Consider the following 17,524-nt stretch of genomic DNA (forward strand, 5'->3'; position numbering starts at 1 on the left):
CCCCCTTTTTCGCTGGCCGCGGTGCGGCCGTCTTGCGGTACAGGGCAAACCTTATGGCGCAAACGTTGACAGTTTGTTACAGAAGTCCGTTTGTAGCGAGCGTGTTTCCAATGTTTCCGCAGCGTTTCGGGGGTGCCGTTTTGTGCGGCTCCTGTTGCCTGGCGAGCACGCGCCCCCGGTTCACGCTAGAATGCACTCAACCTTTAAGCGGTTAATCCATCCATAAGATGCACGAAGGAGCTATCTATGAGCGAATCCCTGCGCACCGTGAACGTCGGTCTGATCGGTCTGGGAACCGTCGGCGGCGGCGTGGCCCGTCTGATCAAGAGCCACCACGATGAGTACCTGGCAGCCTACGGCATCGACCTTAAGCTGACCCGCGCCTGCGCGCTTGCCTGGGAGCAGGCCGAGGCAGCCGGTATTGAGCGCGAGGCCTTTACGAGTGACTGGCATGACGTCGTCACCGACCCAGCCGTCGATATCGTCGTCGAACTCATCGGCGGCGAGCACCCCGCGGCCGAGATCTTCACCACCGCCTTTGAGCACGGCAAGCACGTCGTCTCTGCCAACAAGGCCTTGCTGGGCCGTCACGTCGAGACGCTTGCCGAGAAGGCGCGTGCGTGCGGCGTGCAGATTAAGTGCGAGGCCAGCTGCGGTGGCGGCATCCCCATTGTCAGCACACTCGAGCACGACCTGGTGGGTAACAAGATCCTGACCATCGCCGGCATCCTCAACGGCACCACCAACTACATCCTGTCGCGCATGGACGCCGAGGGCGCCGATTACGCTGACGTGCTCGCCGACGCACAGGCTAAGGGCTATGCCGAGGCCGACCCGTCCGCCGACGTCGACGGCTTCGATGCCGCCAGCAAGACGGCCATCCTCGCCTCCATCGGCTTTGGCACCCGCGTTACCACCGATGATGTGTACCAGCAGGGTATCCGCACCATCGGCGCCGAGGACATCGCCCAGGCCCGCGAGCTCGGCTACACCATCAAACTGCTCGGCATCGCCCGCAACACCGACGCTGGCGTCGACGTTCGCGTGCATCCCACGCTGATCCCCGCAGACCATATGCTCGCCAAGGTCAACGGCGCCATGAACGCCGTCTACGTGGTAGGCGACGCCGTGGGCGAGACCATGTTCTACGGCGCGGGCGCAGGCTCCTTCCCCACCGCGAGCGCCGTCGTGGGCGATATCCTGTCGCTCTCCGAGCAGATCAGCCGCGGCGTGGCTCCGCTGCCCGAGATTGAGCCCTATGGCCACAACCTCGCCTTTAAGCCCATGGACGAGCTCCAGACCAAGTACTATGTGCGCCTGAAGGTCGCCGACCGCGTGGGCGCCCTGTCCGAGACGGTCGACATCTTTGCCAAGCATAACATCTCGATCTCGCTCATCAACCAGGTCGAGGACGGCAAGTCGGGCGTCAGCGATGCCTGCTCGGTCATCTTCCTGACGCACCGCGCGCTCGAGAAGGACGTCCAGGCTGCCGCCGCCGAGCTTGCCAGCGTCGGCTGCGTGGCCGAGGTCGCCAACGTCCTGCGCATCGAGGACGTTGAGGCTTGGACCGAAGGCGTCATGGCGAACTAGCCCAACGCTCGCCTAGCAATACGCGCCTTGAGGGCTCCCGTCCGATGTGGGACGGGAGCCCTTTTGTCACCTGCCCTAAGCACAACGGCAAAGCACATTTGCGCGAGCCGCTCATCGGTAACGCGGGCTACCGTTCACCGATATGCAAACGCGGCCGATTCCGACTACCGCTACGCTGTGCTGCGAATGTCCGCCCGCGATGAGAGGAAGCACCATGTTGCTCGAGGGCAAGAAAGCAATCATCACCGGAGGCACACGCGGTATCGGCTATGCCATCGCCTGCCGTTTTATCGAGGAAGGCGCTGCCGTCACCGTCTTTGGCTCGCGCCAGGAGACTGCCGACACGGCCGTTGAGAAGCTGACAGCCGCCTATCCCGACGCCAAGGTCTGGGGTCGCTCCTGCGATCTCACCTCGCTCGAAGCCGTGACCGAGGCCTTTACCCAGGCTGCCGCTGACATGGGCGGCTTGGACACGGTCGTCAACAATGCCGGCATCTCCCAGCGCTCGCCGCTCCTTAACTATACGGCCGAGGAGTTCGCAAAGGTCATGGACCTTAACGTCGTCGCCGTCTTTAATGGCCACCAGGCTGCCGCCAAGATCATGACCGAGGCCGGCCACGGCGGCACCATCACTACCACAAGCTCGATGGTCGCCAAGTACGGCCAGCCCTCCGGCGTCGGTTACCCCACGTCCAAGTTTGCCGTCAACGGTATGGTCCAGTCGCTCTCGCGCGAGCTCGCTCCCATGGGCATCCGCGTCAACGCCGTCGCCCCCGGCGTGACTAAGACCGACATGGTCGCCAACCTGCCCGAAGAGGTCATCAAGCCCATCATCGCCACCATTCCGCTGGGTCGCATGGGCGAGCCCGAGGATGTCGCCAACGCCTTTGTTTTCCTGGCGAGCGACATGTCCTCCTATGTCGCGGGCGCCGTGCTCCCCGTCGACGGAGCCGCCCGCTCCTAAGGAGCCACAAGCTTTGGCTTCAAGTTTCAACATAGCTCAACCAAAAAGGCGCGCCGTCTGAATCAACTACAGACAGCGCGCCTTCTCCTGTTATGAAAGGGAAACTATGTCCCAGTATTTCGGATCAGAACGGGGCACGGTTTCCCCCAGGACCTCCTTGCGGAAACCACATCCCGTTCCGAGCCTTCAAAGCGGGACGCGGCTTCCCCGAGAAAGTATCGACTACTTACCGTCGTCGTCTTCGGCTTCTTCGCGCGCATAGAGCTCCAGCATGCGGCGGCGGTATTCGCGCACAGCGAGCTTGGCGCGCTCCAGGCGGCGGCGCTCACGCGGAGTCAGCTCGGACGGGTCGACCTCGTCTCCATAGGTCTTATCGGCAAGCAGGTGCGCCGCGTCCACGATGCGGGCATCGATGTGGCCGCTCGCTGCCTCGGCGGAAAGACGCTCGGCAATCGTATCGAGCGTAGGCAGGCCCTCGAATACGCGACCATGGCCATGCGAGGTCAGCAGCTCGTGCTCGCGCGCGAGCAAGCTCGCTAGGTCGTGGTGGGCGCGCAAGATGTCGAGCGCATCGGATGGATGCTCGGCAACCTCTGCCACGGCGGCGACCGGTGCGGCATCCACCACGCGGTAGAAGAGCTGCGCGAGCAATGGCATCAAGAACACCGTGATGGCACCGGCGGCAACCATGACCGACGCAATATCTTGCGACAGCGCGCCCGCGTTGACGGCAACGCTCGTAACGGCAACGATGATCGGCAGCGCCGTGGTGCAGTACAGGGCCACGGTAATGCGACCATACGCCGACACATCGCGCGTCGCAGGACAAATGCTCATGGAAATAAGAATAGGCACGGCACGAATAATCAACAACGCCACGATAAAGCCCACGAGCAGACCCGGGCGCGACGCCACGGCCGTCAGATCGATCTTTGCGCCCGATACGGTAAAGAACACCGGAATCAAAAAACCGTAGGCCAGACCGTCGAGCTTGGTCTCGAGCGTATGGTTGCCCTCGGGGATGATATAGCGCAGGACAAAGCCGGCGGCAAAAGAACCCAACACGATGTCGAGATCAAAGACGGCCGAGAACGCCACGAGCGTGACCAGGATGAGCACCGTCAGGCGCACGAAGGTCTGCGACGTGGTATCGGCGCGCTCCTCGACAAACGCAAAGAAGCGGCTGCCGACGCGCTTGGAGCGGCTTGGGACCACGGCCAGCAACACGCAAACCACCGCAAACAAGCCAAGGATTACGAGCGTTTGGATGCCAGTGCGGGCAGACAGCAGCACCGACATGGCGAGCACGGGACCGAGCTCGCCCCAAGTGCCATACGCGAGAATCGAGTCGCCCACGCGCGTGCCGGTGAGCGAGCGCTCGCGCATGATGGGCACAAGCGTACCGAGCGCCGTCGAAGTGAGGGCAAGCGTCACGGCGATACCGTCGAAATGACTGACTGAGAACCACGGGGTAAAGCGCACGGCAAGCCAGGCGATACCAAACGTGACGACCCACGTCGCCAAGCCGTAGCGCCCCTCGACGCCCGTGATGCTCTTGGGGTCGATCTCAAAGCCGGCAAGCAGGAACAAAAAGGCCAGGCCCAGCTCGGACACAAGCGAGACCTCAGCATCTACATGGATGACGCCGAGCATATGGGGTCCCAGTACCGCGCCGAGCACGAGCAAAAAGACCGTCTCGGGAACGGGTTTTCCGGGAATCGCCGAGGCGATAAAAGGACTCGCAAAGGCCACGAGTGCGATGATGGCGAGCGAAACGAATGCCATGTGATGCCTTTCTCTTGTTTGCGCTTCACTGTAGCACCCTCGCCGTCCTCAACGCGCCGCGAGCTGTCGTATCATAGTGAGGTTTACAAACATGTGGCTCAAGGCGACCGCAGGGCAGACCCCGCAAACCGACCGCTGCCGCATACCGTACCGTACGCCCAACCGATCAGGAAGGCAGGAACCAATGGTCTCTCGTATCTACGTGGAGAAGAAACCCGGGTTCGACGTCGAGGCTCAGCAGCTCAAGGGCGAGCTGACCGAAATTCTCGGCATCAAGGGCATCGAGGCCCTGAGGATTATCAACCGCTACGACGTCGAGGGCATCGACAAGGAGCTTTTCCGGTCCTGCGTGCCGACCGTCTTTAGCGAGCCCCAGGTCGATGTGACCTACGACGAGCTCCCCGCAAGCGATGGCGCCGTCTTTGCCGTCGAATTCCTGCCTGGCCAGTTTGACCAGCGCGCCGACTCCGCCAGCGAGTGCGTGCAGCTCATCAGCCAGGGCGAGCGCCCCGCCGTGCGCTCCGCCAAGGTCTATATGATCTCGGGCGCTCTGGACGAGGCCGCCATTGATGCCATCAAGCACTACGTGGTGAACCCCGTCGAGGCGCGCATCGCCTCGCTCGACCTGCCCGAGACGCTGTACATGGAGACCCCCGAGCCCCAGCCCGTCGAGGTGCTCGACGGTTTCCGCGAGCTCGACGAAGCCGGCCTTGCCGCCTTTATTTCCGAGCGCGGCCTTGCCATGGACGAGGCGGACATCGCCTTCTGCCAGCAGTACTTCCGCGATGAGGATCGCGACCCCACCATCACCGAGATCCGCGTGATCGACACCTACTGGTCCGATCACTGCCGCCACACCACCTTCGGCACCGTCCTGGACGACGTGACGATCGACGACGCCGTGGTGCAGCAGGCCTTCGACCGCTACATGGAGATGCGCCACGAACTCGGTCGCGACACCAAGCCCGTCTGCCTCATGGACATGGGCACCATCGGCGCCAAGTACCTCAAGAAGACCGGCGTCATGACCGATGTCGACGAGTCCGAGGAGATCAACGCCTGCACCGTCAAGGTGAAGGTCGATGTCGACGGCGAGGACCAGGACTGGCTGTTCCTCTTTAAGAACGAGACCCACAACCACCCGACCGAGATCGAGCCCTTCGGCGGTGCCGCCACCTGCGTGGGCGGTGCCATCCGCGACCCGCTGTCGGGCCGCAGCTACGTGTACCAGGCCATGCGTGTCACCGGCGCCGGCGACCCCACCGTCCCCGTGTCCGAGACGCTCGAGGGCAAGCTGCCGCAGCGCAAGCTCGTAACCACCGCTGCCGCCGGCTACTCCAGCTACGGCAACCAGATCGGCCTTGCCACCGGCCAGGTCAACGAGCTCTATCACCCCGGCTACGTTGCCAAGCGCATGGAGGTCGGCGCCGTCGTGGGCGCTACCCCGGCAAACCACGTGCGTCGCGAGTGCCCCGCCCCCACCGACAAGATCATCCTGCTGGGCGGCCGCACCGGCCGTGACGGCATCGGCGGCGCCACCGGCTCCTCCAAGACCCAGAACACCGAGTCCATCGAGACCTCGGGCGCCGAGGTCCAGAAGGGCAACGCCCCGGTCGAGCGCAAGCTGCAGCGTCTGTTCCGCCGCGGCGACGCCTGCCGCCTGATCAAGCGCTGCAACGACTTTGGCGCCGGCGGCGTCTCAGTCGCCGTGGGCGAGCTTGCCGACGGCCTGTATGTCGACCTGGACACCGTGACCAAGAAGTACGACGGCCTGGACGGCACCGAGCTCGCCATTTCCGAGTCCCAGGAGCGCATGGCCTGCGCCGTCGCCGACGGTGACGTCGAGGAGTTCATGGGCTACGCCGCCGAGGAGAACCTCGAGGCGACCGTTATCGCCGAGGTTACCGCCGAGCCGCGCATGCGCATGGCCTGGAACGGTGTCGCCATCGTCGATCTGTCCCGCGAGTTCCTCAACTCCAACGGCGCGCCCAAGCACCAGGTCGCCCACGTCTGTGCCCGCAGCGTGTGGCAGCCCAGCTGGGCCGGCACCACGCTTGCCGAGCGCATGACCTCGCTTGTCACTGACCTCAACGTCGCCTCCAACAAGGGCCTGTCCGAGCGCTTCGACTCCACCATCGGTGCCGCAACCGTGCTCATGCCCTTTGGCGGCAAGACGCAGCTCACCCCGAGCTCGGCCATGGTTGCCAAGTTCCCCGTGGACGGCGAGACCACCACGGCGAGCGCTATGGCATGGGGCTTCAACCCCTACCTGATGGAGGCCGACCAGTTTGCGGGCGCCTACCTGTCCGTGGTTGAGTCCATCGCCAAGCTCGTGGCTGCCGGCTTTGAGCACAAGCGTGCCTATCTCTCCTTCCAGGAGTACTTCGAGCGTCTGCGCACCGAGGCCGAGCGCTGGGGCAAGCCCATGGCAGCCGTCCTGGGCGCCCTTATGGCCCAGGTCGATCTGGGTGCCGGTGCCATCGGCGGCAAGGACTCTATGAGCGGCTCGTTTGAGGACGAGGCCGGTGAGCTCAACGTTCCGCCGACCCTGATCAGCTTCGCTGTGGCCGTGGGCAAGGCCGCCCGTGCCGTCTCGCCCGAGTTCAAGGGTCTGACGCATCGCGTCGTGCGCATCGCCCCCGCCACCTATGGTGAGGACTACCGCCCCGACGCTCAGCAGCTGCTCGCCGCGTTTGACGCCGTCGAGGCGCTCACCGCCAACGGCGACGCCCTGGCCGTCTCCACGCCCGGCTACGGCTGCGGCGTCGAGAGCCTCTTTAAGATGTGCGTCGGCAACCAGATCGGCATCGAGCTTGCCGAGGACGTGGACGTGGAGAGCCTCTTCACCCCGCTCTACGGCAGCTTTATCGTCGAGCTCGCCGAGGACGCCGAGCTGCCCGAGGTCGCCGACGGCGTTGTCGTCGAGCCCCTGGGTACCACCGTCGAGGGCTATGTCATCGACACCGGCTCCGAAGTCATCGAGCTCGCTGAGCTCCAGGAGGCCTGGGAGAGCGGCATCGAGGGCGTCTTCGCCTACCGCAGCACCGGCGAGACCGCCGAGGTCGAGACCATCGACTTCCGCGCCAAGGATATCCACGTGTACGGCGGCGCCAAGATCGCCCGCCCGCGCGTAATCATCCCCGTGTTCCCCGGCAACAACTGCGAGTACGACAGCGCCCGCGCCTTCCGTGCCGCCGGTGCCGAGGCCGACACCTTCGTGATCAACAACCTCACGCCCGAGGCCGTCGCCGAGAGCACCCACGAGCTCGCCCGCCGCATCCGTGCAAGCCAGATCGTCATGATCCCCGGTGGCTTCTCGGGCGGTGACGAGCCCGATGGCTCCGCCAAGTTCATCACGGCGTTCTTCCGCGCTCCCGAGGTCACCGAGGCAGTCCGCGACCTGCTCAAGGCCCGCGATGGCCTGATGCTGGGCATCTGCAACGGCTTCCAGGCCCTGATCAAGCTCGGCCTGGTGCCCTACGGCGACATCGTCGACGCCACGCCCGATGCGCCCACGTTGACGTTCAACACCATCGGTCGCCACCAGAGCCGTCTGGTACGCACCCGCATCTCGTCCAACTTGTCCCCGTGGCTGTCGCAGTGCAGCCTGGACGACCCCTACACCGTCGCCATCAGCCACGGCGAGGGCCGCTTTGTCGCCAATGACGAAGTGCTCGCCCAGCTGATCGCCAACGGCCAGGTCGCCACGCAGTACGTGGGCGAGAACGGCAAGCCCAGCATGGATCTCTCCGTCAACCCCAACGGCTCCGCACTCGCCATCGAGGGCATCACGAGCCCCGACGGCCGCGTCCTGGGCAAGATGGGCCATGCCGAGCGTCGCGGCGACAACCTGTACCGCAACGTGCCCGAGCATGTCCCCGGCGACAAGTTCATGCCGATCTTTGAGAGCGGCGTAGCCTACTTCGCCTAAGCCTTTCCCATCGGGTACAATCCCCTCGGGTAACAACACCCGCCACCGACACATCCGGTGGCGGGTTCTTTTTTGCTTCGCGCATGTAGGAAGGACATCATGGAAAGCCGCAAGCCGTATCTCGCCACCCTGCCCGGACTCATCCTGGGCTGTCTTGTTTGCTGTGCACTCTGGGGATCGGCCTTTCCCTGCATCAAGATCGGCTACGCGCTCTTTGGTATCCCGGCGCACGATAGCGCCTCGCAGCTGCTCTTTGCGGGCTTGCGCTTCACGCTTGCCGGCGCCCTGGTTATCGTTGGGATGAGTGCGGCCCAACGCCGCCCCCTCATTCCGCAGGCTCGCGACATCAAGCCCATCTTTGTCTTGTCGCTCTTCCAGACTATCGGGCAGTACTTCTTTTTCTATCTGGGCCTCTCGTGCGCCAGCGCCATGTCGAGCTCCATCATCGAGGCCAGCGCCAACTTCCTCGCAATCCTCTTTGCCGCCCTAGCATTTCACACCGAGAAGCTCAATACGGCCAAGGTGCTTGGCTGTGCGCTGGGCTTTGCCGGCGTCGCGCTCGTCAACCTCTCGGGCGCAGATGGCACCTTTGGCTTCAGGCTCGATGGCGAGGGCTTTATCCTAGCCTCCACTGTCGCGGGTGCTCTTTCGACCTGCCTGATCGGCATCTTCTCGCGCAAGCACGACGGCGTCTTGCTTGCCGGGTGGCAGTTCTTGGTCGGCGGACTGGTCCTCACCGCCATCGGCTTTTTGATGGGCGGCGCGCTCTCCCCCACTGAAATCGCCCCCGCCATCGCGCTCATTATCTATATGGCACTCATTTCCGCCGTCGCGTACTCGCTATGGTCGCGTCTGCTTGCCGTCAACCCCGTCAGCCGTGTGTCGGTCTTTGGCTTTATGAATCCAGTCTTTGGCGTACTGTTAAGCGCGCTGCTGCTCGGCGAGGGCGCTGGCACGAGCCCTGTGACCGTACTTGTTGCCCTGCTGTTGGTCTGCGGCGGCATCATCATCGTCAACAGGCCCAAAAAGGCCTAATGAACTGCCCTTATTTAGCAGAGCGGATTCACATACTTTAGTTTAATGGAGTACATCGGAGAGCCGAGGGCCGCCACGCACGCCAGCGTGTGCCCCTTTTCCTAGCGTATCTGAACGCCGGCTTTCTTCTTCTCGCGCTTTACGCGGTAGAGCTCCGCGTCGGCAGCACGAAGCAAGTCTTGCCAGGTATCGACGCCATCACCAACCCGTGCGTAGCCGATGGACATCCGCAACAGATACGGAACCTCGGCGCGCGCGAGCTCATCGTTGATTGTCGCGCACAGATGCATGATATCCTGTTCCGCCACTGCCTTTTGGAGCACCACGAACTCATCGCCACCATAACGTGCGATAAAGCCGCCAGACGCCGAGCAGACTTCTTTGAGCGCAGCGGATATGACCTGAAGAGCGTGGTCGCCCTCCACATGCCCATAGCGATCGTTAATCTGCTTAAAGCCGTCGGCGTCCATCATAAGCAGATATACATCTTCGGCCTGATCCACATTTGAGAAGAGCGACAGCATATAGGTCTCAAAACGGTTGCGATTGTTAAGTCCAGTCAACGGGTCGGTCGAGATGAGCTGCTCCTGGTAGATGATGTAGAGCAGCAACATGCTAATCATTATGCCGACACAAAGGCCGGGCACCGAGTATACGACCTGAAAGGTACCGCCCACCAGGGCCGGAATGGCGAAAAATGCCAAGGTTCGATAGATGGCCTTCGTCTGCAGGCTCTCGACCCTGCGAGATTGCACAAATGCATGCAGGGACGTATGTATAACGTAACAGTAGCTGACGATGGGCTGGATCATATAGGCAAAGCCGCGACGATACACGCCCTGCGAATCGATATAGAACAGGGCGTGCGTCCAGTAACTGGTAAACGCCAGCACGACCACCAGAGCCGTAGGCAACGCAACAAGCACCACCCTATAGCGCGAGGTCAAAAGGCGAGAACCCTGCACCGTCTCGGAATAGATAAACCAAATGAGACACGCGATAGCAAAGAGCGAAAACGAAACCGCGTTGGAAATCCAGTTGGCCGTGATGCCTACAGGAGTGCTCAAGCCATCCGAGAGCGTCCAGATCATATCGAAGAAAATGTAGGCAGCAGACGTGTAGCCCAGCATGCTAAACAATAGCTGCTGGGTGCTCGAGAACAAGGAGCGACGACTTCGCACGGCAAGCCCGATAAGAACAATCATGCATAGCACGAATATCTCAATCTTGAGTGCCTTAACCACTAGCGCCACCCCTTCAATACCCAAGTGGTCAGAATCGCCCAATTCGAATCAGGGCAATAAACACCCCTTTACTCCGCAGGGGTAAAGGGGATAATAGCAGAGCGCCCGAACATCACTGCAAAACAGTTTCTGTTCGGGCGCCCATACGGCGCGAATTGCACACGCCGGCATCATTGATGGGTATCGATTGCTACTCGCCATCGATGTCAGTCGCGACGGCCTCCTCGATGGCCTCGACACCGACAGGCGACAGATCCTCCTTGCCTTGGCAGAACTTCTTGTCGACCCAGCCAGTCAGAATCGGAGCCATGATCGCCGTGATGATAACGGCGGTGGCGATCTGAGCGTACGCGATGGGCGCAAGCTCGGCGTAGCGCGGTGCGACCTCGGCGAGGGCAACCGGTGTGGTCATAGCCGTGCCGGCAATGGTGGAGCAAGCCACAGCGGCCTTGCCATTGCCGCCGCACAGACGCTCGAACGCAAAGGTGATGGGACCGACGACAAACAGCGTGACAAGGCCCAGCAAGATGCCGGAAATACCGCCGGTGATAAAGCTCGACAGGCTCATGGACGCACCGAGCTGAAATCCGATGACGGCAATCGCGGGATTGGCACCGGGAACCAGCAGGTTCTTGATAAACGGGAACAGGCTGCCCAGAACCATGCCAATAACGAGTGGCAAGATGGAGCCGATAATGGTGCCAATGGGAATGTTGGCGAGGCCGGAAACACCGAGGATGATCATCGTGACGGCGGGGCCAGCCGTAAAGAACAGGATACCGACGGCGCCCTGCTCAGACTCATCACCGAACTCGCCCATGATGCCCGTATAGAGCGCCATGTTGCAAAACGTGATGCCGCCGATGATAGACACGGAGCTCAGACCCAGGAAGTTGTCGTTAAAGAAATATGCCACGCCCAGGCCGAGAGCCGCTGCGACGACCAGCTTGGGGATCAGCACGACGATACCGGTCTTGATGGCACCCGGCGTGGACTTAAAGCTGATGCCGGCGCCCACAAACAGCAGGATCGCGGCGACGATGGCATTGGAGCCACCGCGGCAGGCAGCCGTAAAGAAGCCACCGATCTCAAAAACCTGCGGGCAGAAGGTGTTGAGCAAAAGACCGACGATCATCGGATAGATCATGATGTCGCCCGGGATGCGCGGGACCTTGAATTTCTTTTGCTCGTTGGCGGTCGCTTCCTGTGCCATGAAACCCCCATTTCCGCTGACGGGGTACAAAAGCCCACGTCACGCTTTGCTACAGTAAAGTTTGACCATGGTACCAGAAGAAATAGACCAGCTCGGTGAGAAATTCGATTCGTTGGACAGGGGCGCTAAACGTGCCCCGCTCTTATATGAGGCTCAAAACGATATAGAACACGATGCCCGAAACACAGCACCACAGCATCGATTTTGTCTTGACCGCCACGGCCACGACGCCGGCAGCCGCAATCCAGGGAACCAAGGCAGGCCAGGGTCCCGCGTCGAACGCGCCGGGGCTCACCAAGTCGTTGGCGACCAGCGCGGCAAAGGCAGCGGGCGGGATATAACCCAGGGCCTCGGTAATGCGGGGCGACAGCGTTCTCCCGCGCAAGGCAAACGCCGGCGCGATGCGAAAGAACGCGATAGCAGCCCACGACGACAGCCACAGAACCAAGAACTCGTTAACGGGCATCGCGGGCACCTCTTCCGTCAAATACAGCATCGCACGCCAACGCAATGGCAATGCCGGCCACGACGCTTGCCGGCACGGCAATATTCGTGAGGCCCAAGAACTTGCATACGGCGACGGACACCGCGCCCGAAACCGCCGCGACAACGTTGCCGCGCGACAGCCGCTGCGAAAAGAGCAGGCAGATAAAGAGCGAGGTGCAGACAAAGGCTGCAATGGCGGTGGGAACATCGACAACGGCGCCGACGATGGCGCCCATCGTACACGAAACGCCCCATGTTGCGATGAGAATCACGTTGAGCACGAAGGACTCGCGCGGGCCCCAATCCTCCCCTTCAACCAACTTGGCAAGCGAGATGCCATATGCCTCCTCGGTAAGTGTCGCGGCAACAGCCAGCGTCTGACGCTTCGAGGCACCCGTCAGATGCGGCGCGATCGATGCCGAGTAAAGCGCAAAGCGCGAGGAGATGGCAGCAACGCTCGCGACGATCGATGCTGCAGGCACGCCCGCCAGCCAAAGATTGCAGATCATAAACTGGCCGCTGCCCGTCACAAACGTGCTGCTCAGAGCAAAGACCATCCAGGGCTCCATTCCCGTCTGCCCCATGATCATTCCGCACGGCGCGCCTATTGCAACATAGGTAAGCATCACTGGCCAGACGATTTTAAAGATCCTAAGGACCATGCCACTCCCATTCTGGTAAGTCGTCTGCAGCGCGCCTTGCAACGCAGCAGAAATATCAACCGGTGGCAATAAAGTTCACCTACAATTGCCACCGGATCGAAAGACACAACTTTTTAGGAAGTCATTATGACAGCTATCGATCGAGACCGGGCGCGCGCGGCCTTCAAAAGCTACACCGATGCCTACGACGCCACCAACCCACGCATCGCGCTCAAAATCGAGCATACGTACCACGTGGCCGAGGCATGCGATGCCGTAGCGCGCGAGCAGGGCTGGTCGTCAGAAGATATTGACCTGGCATGGCTTTGCGGCCTGCTGCACGATATGGGCCGCTTTGAGCAGCTGCGACGCTGGGACACCTTTAAGGACGCCGAGAGCATGAGCCATGCAGTGCTGGGCATCGAGGTCCTCTTTGGCGAGAATCCCGCCGATGCACCCGCCGTAATGAGCATCCGCGACTTTATCGATGACCCGGCAGAAGATGAGCTCATCCGAGCGAGCATCGCCTATCACAGCGATTTCCGTCTACCCGCACAGCTCGACGAGCGCACGCGGAGCTTCTGCGACATCGTGCGCGATGGCGACAAGATCGACATTATGCGCACCATCGCCGACAGCACCGTCGACACCGTCCTCAAGGTGGATGAGGACACGTTTCTCGCCAGCCACTTCTCGACACCGGCGCTTACCGCCTTTGACGAGCACCGCTGCGTCGCGCGCGATGAGCGCGATGAGCCCGCCGACTTCTTGGTGGGGCTTATCTGCTTTATGTTTGAGCTCGTCTATCCGGCAAGCCGCGCGCTGGCGCGCGAGCAAGGCGATATCTACCGCCTGCTCGACGCGCCCTTTGGCATTACGCGGCCCTTTACCGACCCCGCCACGCAGGCAACCTGGAGCCGCCTAAAGGACGAGATGCGCGACTGGCTGGTGCGTGCCTAGCGCTCAAACTGGGCCAGCAGCTCCTCGACGACCTCGACGGCATCACCGACAACCTTGTACTGGGCAGCACCAAAGATGGGGGCATCCGGGTCCTCGTTGATGGCGATAATGCACTCCGCCCCACCGATGCCGGCAAGATGCTGGATGGCGCCCGAAACACCGATACTCACGAGAAGCTTGGGCGAGACCGATACACCCGTCTGGCCAATTTGGTGGCGATACTCCAACCAGCCTGCCTCCACAATGGGACGCGTGCAACCAAGCTCGGCACCCAGGGCATCGGCGAGCTTTCGCATCAGGGGCAGATTCTTCTTGGAGCCGATGCCGCGGCCCACCACGACCAGACGCTCGGCATCGGCAATTGAGGCCTGCTGTCCCCACTCCTCGGCGGGAATCGAGATCTCGACGCGGGCCTTAACGTCATCCGCAAGCACTACCTGGGTAATCGTGCCGGAGCGGCTATAGTCAAACTCGGGCGCCTTAAAGATGCCGGGGCGCACCGTTGCCATCTGAGGACGGTGGTTGGGGCAGATAATGGTGGCCATCAGGTTGCCGCCAAACGCCGGGCGCGTCTGCTGCAGCAGACCCGTCTCCGTATCCATAGAAAGCACCGTGCAATCGGCCGTAAGACCCGTCTGCAAGCGCACGGCCACACCGGGCGCCAGCTCGCGACCAAAGGCGGTCGCGCCGTACAGAATGGCCTCGGGCTTGCGCTCGGCTACCAAATCGCAGATCAAGCGAGCGTAGACCTCCGCGTCGTTCTGACGCAGGCGCTCGTCACGACAGACCAGAACTTCGTCCGCACCGGCGCAAATCAGATGCTCCAGGTCCCCGAGTGAGCCCTCGGGGCTCATGCCGACCAGTGCCACCAGACGGCAGCCGCGGGCATCGGCAAGCTCGCGCCCCTTGCCCATGAGCTCGAAGGCCACGGATGCAACGGCATCGTGCTCGTCAGTCTGCACGAAGATCCAGATGTCTCGATATGCGTCAAGGTCTGCCGCGCCGGCGGCCTCGTCGCGCTCAATCGAGATGGCGTTGACGGGGCAGGCGTCGACGCACCCACCGCACAGGATACAGCCGTCGGTTACGCGGGCACAGCGATTGGGGCGCTCACCCTCCACCACAATGCCGCCCGAGGCGCAGGCGCGAACGCAGCGACCGCAGCCGATACAGGCTTCGCTATCGATAATCAGCCCGCTCATCTATGCCATCCCCTCAATAATCTTGGCAAGTTTTACCGCCTGCTCGGACGCCGTTCCCTCAACGGCCTCGCACGTTTGGTCACGGTCGGGCACAAACGAGCGCACGACCTGCGTCGGTGATCCGGCAAGGCCGCAACGCGAGGGATCGGCGTTTACGTCGGCAGCGCTGGCCACACGCACGTCTGCATCCTCGGCCGCACGAATACCGGCAATACTCGGCATGCGCAGCTGGCCAATCTCCTTGGCGGTCGTCATCGCACACGGCATCTCCAGGTACACCGTCTCCTCGCCGGCATCGCAGCCGTGAACGAGCGCCAGCGAGCCACACGTCGTAAATCCCGCGCTCTGCACACAGCTCACGTCGGTCACGCAGGGGACCCCAAAGGCGCCGGCCAGCTCGGGGCCGATCTGGGCCGTATCGCCGTCCACTGCCATCTTGCCGCAGATGAGCAGGTCAAAGTCCTCATCGAGTGCCTCGATGCCGCATTTGAGGGCATAGGTGGTGGCTAGGGTATCGGCGCCCGCAAAGGCGCGATCGGTCAGCAGCAGCGCGTCGTCGGCACCGCGGGCGATGCAGTCGCGCAGCAGCGATTCGGTCGCGGGGATGCCCATCGACACCACCGTCACACGCACGTCCATGCCAAAGCCGATAAAGTCGTCCTTCAGCGCTAGCGCACATTCGAGAGCACTTGCATCGAAGGGATTAACGACCGCCTGCTTGCCATCACGCACGATAGTATTGGTCTTGGGGTCCATCTTGACCTCGGTGCTTCCGGGCACCGCCTTGACGCACACCACCATATGAAAATCACTCATCTTCACGCGCCCCCTTTCTGGACGAGCTCATCCAAGAGCTTCTCCGTAAACAGGTTGCCGCGACCCAGCTGGCCGGCAGGATCGAGCTGGAGTTTGAGATGCGCCGACTCGACCATGGCCTCGTGGCCGTACATCGTCTCCAAGAAGCCCGCCTTGATCTTGCCGACGCCGTGCTCAGCAGAAACGGCACCGCCCATGGCCGTGACCTCGGAAGCCCACTGGGCAAAGAGTTCTCCACCACGACGGTAGTCTTGCGCATCGCGCGGCAGGATGTTCACATGCAGATGGTTGTTCCCGATGTGTCCCCAGGCAGCAGACTCAAGCCCGCTTTCGGCCAGCGTGCGGCGATAGAGGACCACGACATCGGCAAGGCGTGCATTGGGCACCGACATATCCGATCCCAGCTTGGTAATGGTGGGGTCGGTGCGGCGACGCTCGTCAACGAGCATGTTGACACTCTCGGGGACCGCGTGGCGGAAAAACCGCTGGCATTCGCGATCGACTTCGGTGCGCGCGACCCATGTCGCATCGTCGCGGCCGCCCGCAAGCTCCAAAACCCATCCCAGGTGGTACAGCTCCTCGGTCGCCTGCGCCTCGTCGTCGCAGTCAAGCTCCACGTAGACACAGACCTTTGCCTCGTCGTCGAGCGCCGGCAGCGAGGCAAACGCCGTCGACTGCTCGCGCTGGCGACGTAGAATATCCAGGGCGCCAGCATCGAAGTACTCGATGGCAGCCGCATGGGACAGGACAGGGCGCACGGAATCGGTAAAGGACACCGCCTTGTCCTCGCTATCGAAAAAGCAACTCACACCCCATACGACCGAAGGTGCCGCCTGCAGGGCGATCTCGAGCTCGGTGACAACGCCGAGCGTGCCGCACGCGCCGATAAAGAGGTCGATGGCGTCCATATCGTCCGCAACGAAATAGCCTGAGGCATTTTTTGTCTCGGGCATGGTATAGCCGGGAAGATCGAGTTCGAGCGTACGGCCCGCTGCCGTCACGAGCGACAGGTGGCGGTCCTGGGCAAAAGCCTCGCCGCGCTGAAGCTCAAGCAAATCGCCATCAGCCAGCGCGACGTGGAGTCCCGTGATATGCGGGCGCATGGGACCGTAAGCGTAGCTGCGGGCGCCGGAGGCGTTGCATGCCGCCATGCCGCCCAGACAGGCAGATGCCTCGGTGGGATCGGTGGGAAAGAACTGCTCGGGGGACTCTTGGAACTCCTCGTAGGCCTCAAGCGATGCCTGGTCCCAACCAGCGGTCGGCAGTACCTTCTTGCTCAGCTGCTTACGCAGCTCCGAGAGCACAACGCCCGGCTCCACGCGCAGCAGAAATTGGTCTTGTTCATCGCGGCGAAGGCCCAAGTAGCGATTCATACGGGAAGTATTGAGGATATGCCCACCGTGGGGCACGGCACCGGCGGCAAGGCCGGTTCGGGCGCCCTGAACCGTTACCGGGACACGCTCGGCATGGAGCGTTTCCAAAATGGCACGGACCTCGTCTTCCGTTGTCGGAAACGAGATGCTCGATGCTTCGCCCGATGCGCGAGATTCATCGCGGCCATACTCTTCGAACTCGTCGGTGAAGGGTTTAATGGTTGCAGACACGCGAACTCCCCCTTTAGCTAACTACAGTGTTTGCAGGGAGATGTTACCGCATC

At 62.2% G+C, this 17,524-nt stretch carries 13 protein-coding genes; 5 read left to right on the forward strand and 8 right to left on the reverse strand.

Features of this window, described 5'->3' with window-relative positions; all coding sequences use genetic code 11:
* Positions 1-246: 246 nt before the first annotated feature.
* Together DW171_RS06090 and DW171_RS06095 are read left to right on the forward strand one after the other, a co-directional pair.
* Positions 247-1,590: a homoserine dehydrogenase gene (locus DW171_RS06090; RefSeq protein WP_118270724.1), complete on the forward strand. Its 1,344-nt coding sequence runs from the start codon at positions 247-249 to the stop codon at positions 1,588-1,590.
* A gap of 214 nt (positions 1,591-1,804) precedes the next feature.
* Complete coding sequence (locus tag DW171_RS06095; RefSeq protein WP_118270725.1) at positions 1,805-2,554, forward strand: SDR family NAD(P)-dependent oxidoreductase; 750 nt, start codon at positions 1,805-1,807, stop codon at positions 2,552-2,554.
* Between the two features lie 222 nt (positions 2,555-2,776).
* Here DW171_RS06095 and DW171_RS06100 read toward each other — a convergent pair whose 3' ends face one another.
* Entirely contained in the window at positions 2,777-4,339 is a 1,563-nt protein-coding gene (locus DW171_RS06100; RefSeq protein WP_006234446.1) for a cation:proton antiporter, read from the reverse strand.
* Positions 4,340-4,523: 184 nt separating this feature from the next.
* Between DW171_RS06100 and DW171_RS06105 the strand changes: the two genes are divergently transcribed.
* Both DW171_RS06105 and DW171_RS06110 read left to right on the forward strand, forming a co-directional pair.
* Positions 4,524-8,270 (forward strand): phosphoribosylformylglycinamidine synthase, encoded by a 3,747-nt coding sequence (locus DW171_RS06105; RefSeq protein WP_117563492.1) that lies wholly within the window; start codon positions 4,524-4,526, stop codon positions 8,268-8,270.
* Between the two features lie 99 nt (positions 8,271-8,369).
* Positions 8,370-9,305 (forward strand): DMT family transporter, encoded by a 936-nt coding sequence (locus DW171_RS06110; protein WP_117563493.1) that lies wholly within the window; start codon positions 8,370-8,372, stop codon positions 9,303-9,305.
* Positions 9,306-9,406: 101 nt separating this feature from the next.
* On the opposite strand, the gene DW171_RS06115 is transcribed toward DW171_RS06110, so the two are convergent.
* The 4 genes from DW171_RS06115 to DW171_RS06130 form a co-directional block, all read right to left on the reverse strand.
* On the reverse strand, positions 9,407-10,549 hold the full coding sequence (locus tag DW171_RS06115; protein ID WP_118270726.1) for a diguanylate cyclase: 1,143 nt from the start codon (positions 10,547-10,549) through the stop codon (positions 9,407-9,409).
* A 190-nt stretch (positions 10,550-10,739) separates the two neighbouring features.
* Complete coding sequence (locus DW171_RS06120; RefSeq protein ID WP_117647483.1) at positions 10,740-11,762, reverse strand: 2-keto-3-deoxygluconate permease; 1,023 nt, start codon at positions 11,760-11,762, stop codon at positions 10,740-10,742.
* A gap of 142 nt (positions 11,763-11,904) precedes the next feature.
* Complete coding sequence (locus DW171_RS06125; protein ID WP_117629654.1) at positions 11,905-12,228, reverse strand: AzlD domain-containing protein; 324 nt, start codon at positions 12,226-12,228, stop codon at positions 11,905-11,907.
* On the reverse strand, positions 12,218-12,910 hold the full coding sequence (locus DW171_RS06130; protein WP_117563497.1) for an AzlC family ABC transporter permease: 693 nt from the start codon (positions 12,908-12,910) through the stop codon (positions 12,218-12,220). The genes DW171_RS06125 and DW171_RS06130 overlap by 11 nt, the downstream gene beginning before the upstream one ends.
* Before the next feature lie 126 nt (positions 12,911-13,036).
* Between DW171_RS06130 and DW171_RS06135 the strand changes: the two genes are divergently transcribed.
* Positions 13,037-13,849: an HD domain-containing protein gene (locus tag DW171_RS06135; protein WP_117563498.1), complete on the forward strand. Its 813-nt coding sequence runs from the start codon at positions 13,037-13,039 to the stop codon at positions 13,847-13,849.
* Here the strand turns inward: DW171_RS06135 and DW171_RS06140 are convergent.
* Genes DW171_RS06140 through DW171_RS06150 form a run of 3 tightly spaced genes read right to left on the reverse strand, consistent with a single transcriptional unit; the run spans position 13,846 to position 17,471 of the window.
* Complete coding sequence (locus DW171_RS06140; protein WP_117563499.1) at positions 13,846-15,051, reverse strand: electron transfer flavoprotein subunit alpha; 1,206 nt, start codon at positions 15,049-15,051, stop codon at positions 13,846-13,848. The genes DW171_RS06135 and DW171_RS06140 overlap by 4 nt on opposite strands.
* Positions 15,052-15,867, reverse strand: coding sequence for an electron transfer flavoprotein subunit beta/FixA family protein (locus tag DW171_RS06145; RefSeq protein WP_117563500.1), 816 nt, complete (start codon positions 15,865-15,867; stop codon positions 15,052-15,054).
* A 2-nt stretch (positions 15,868-15,869) separates the two neighbouring features.
* On the reverse strand, positions 15,870-17,471 hold the full coding sequence (locus tag DW171_RS06150) for an FAD-binding oxidoreductase (RefSeq protein ID WP_118270727.1): 1,602 nt from the start codon (positions 17,469-17,471) through the stop codon (positions 15,870-15,872).
* Positions 17,472-17,524 lie beyond the last annotated feature (53 nt).

It is taken from the genome of Collinsella sp. AM15-2 (assembly GCF_003471985.1).
GTDB lineage: Bacteria > Actinomycetota > Coriobacteriia > Coriobacteriales > Coriobacteriaceae > Collinsella.

What these genes read in the sequence shown, in the direction of transcription:
- DW171_RS06090 (WP_118270724.1), top strand. Translation starts at nt 247, where the DNA reads ATGAGCGAATCCCTGCGCACCGTGAACGTCGGTCTGATCGGTCTGGGA.
- DW171_RS06095 (WP_118270725.1), top strand. Translation starts at nt 1,805, where the DNA reads ATGTTGCTCGAGGGCAAGAAAGCAATCATCACCGGAGGCACACGCGGT.
- DW171_RS06100 (WP_006234446.1), bottom strand. Translation starts at nt 4,339, where the DNA reads ATGGCATTCGTTTCGCTCGCCATCATCGCACTCGTGGCCTTTGCGAGT.
- DW171_RS06105 (WP_117563492.1), top strand. Translation starts at nt 4,524, where the DNA reads ATGGTCTCTCGTATCTACGTGGAGAAGAAACCCGGGTTCGACGTCGAG.
- DW171_RS06110 (WP_117563493.1), top strand. Translation starts at nt 8,370, where the DNA reads ATGGAAAGCCGCAAGCCGTATCTCGCCACCCTGCCCGGACTCATCCTG.
- DW171_RS06120 (WP_117647483.1), bottom strand. Translation starts at nt 11,762, where the DNA reads ATGGCACAGGAAGCGACCGCCAACGAGCAAAAGAAATTCAAGGTCCCG.
- DW171_RS06125 (WP_117629654.1), bottom strand. Translation starts at nt 12,228, where the DNA reads ATGCCCGTTAACGAGTTCTTGGTTCTGTGGCTGTCGTCGTGGGCTGCT.
- DW171_RS06130 (WP_117563497.1), bottom strand. Translation starts at nt 12,910, where the DNA reads ATGGTCCTTAGGATCTTTAAAATCGTCTGGCCAGTGATGCTTACCTAT.
- DW171_RS06135 (WP_117563498.1), top strand. Translation starts at nt 13,037, where the DNA reads ATGACAGCTATCGATCGAGACCGGGCGCGCGCGGCCTTCAAAAGCTAC.
- DW171_RS06140 (WP_117563499.1), bottom strand. Translation starts at nt 15,051, where the DNA reads ATGAGCGGGCTGATTATCGATAGCGAAGCCTGTATCGGCTGCGGTCGC.
- DW171_RS06145 (WP_117563500.1), bottom strand. Translation starts at nt 15,867, where the DNA reads ATGAGTGATTTTCATATGGTGGTGTGCGTCAAGGCGGTGCCCGGAAGC.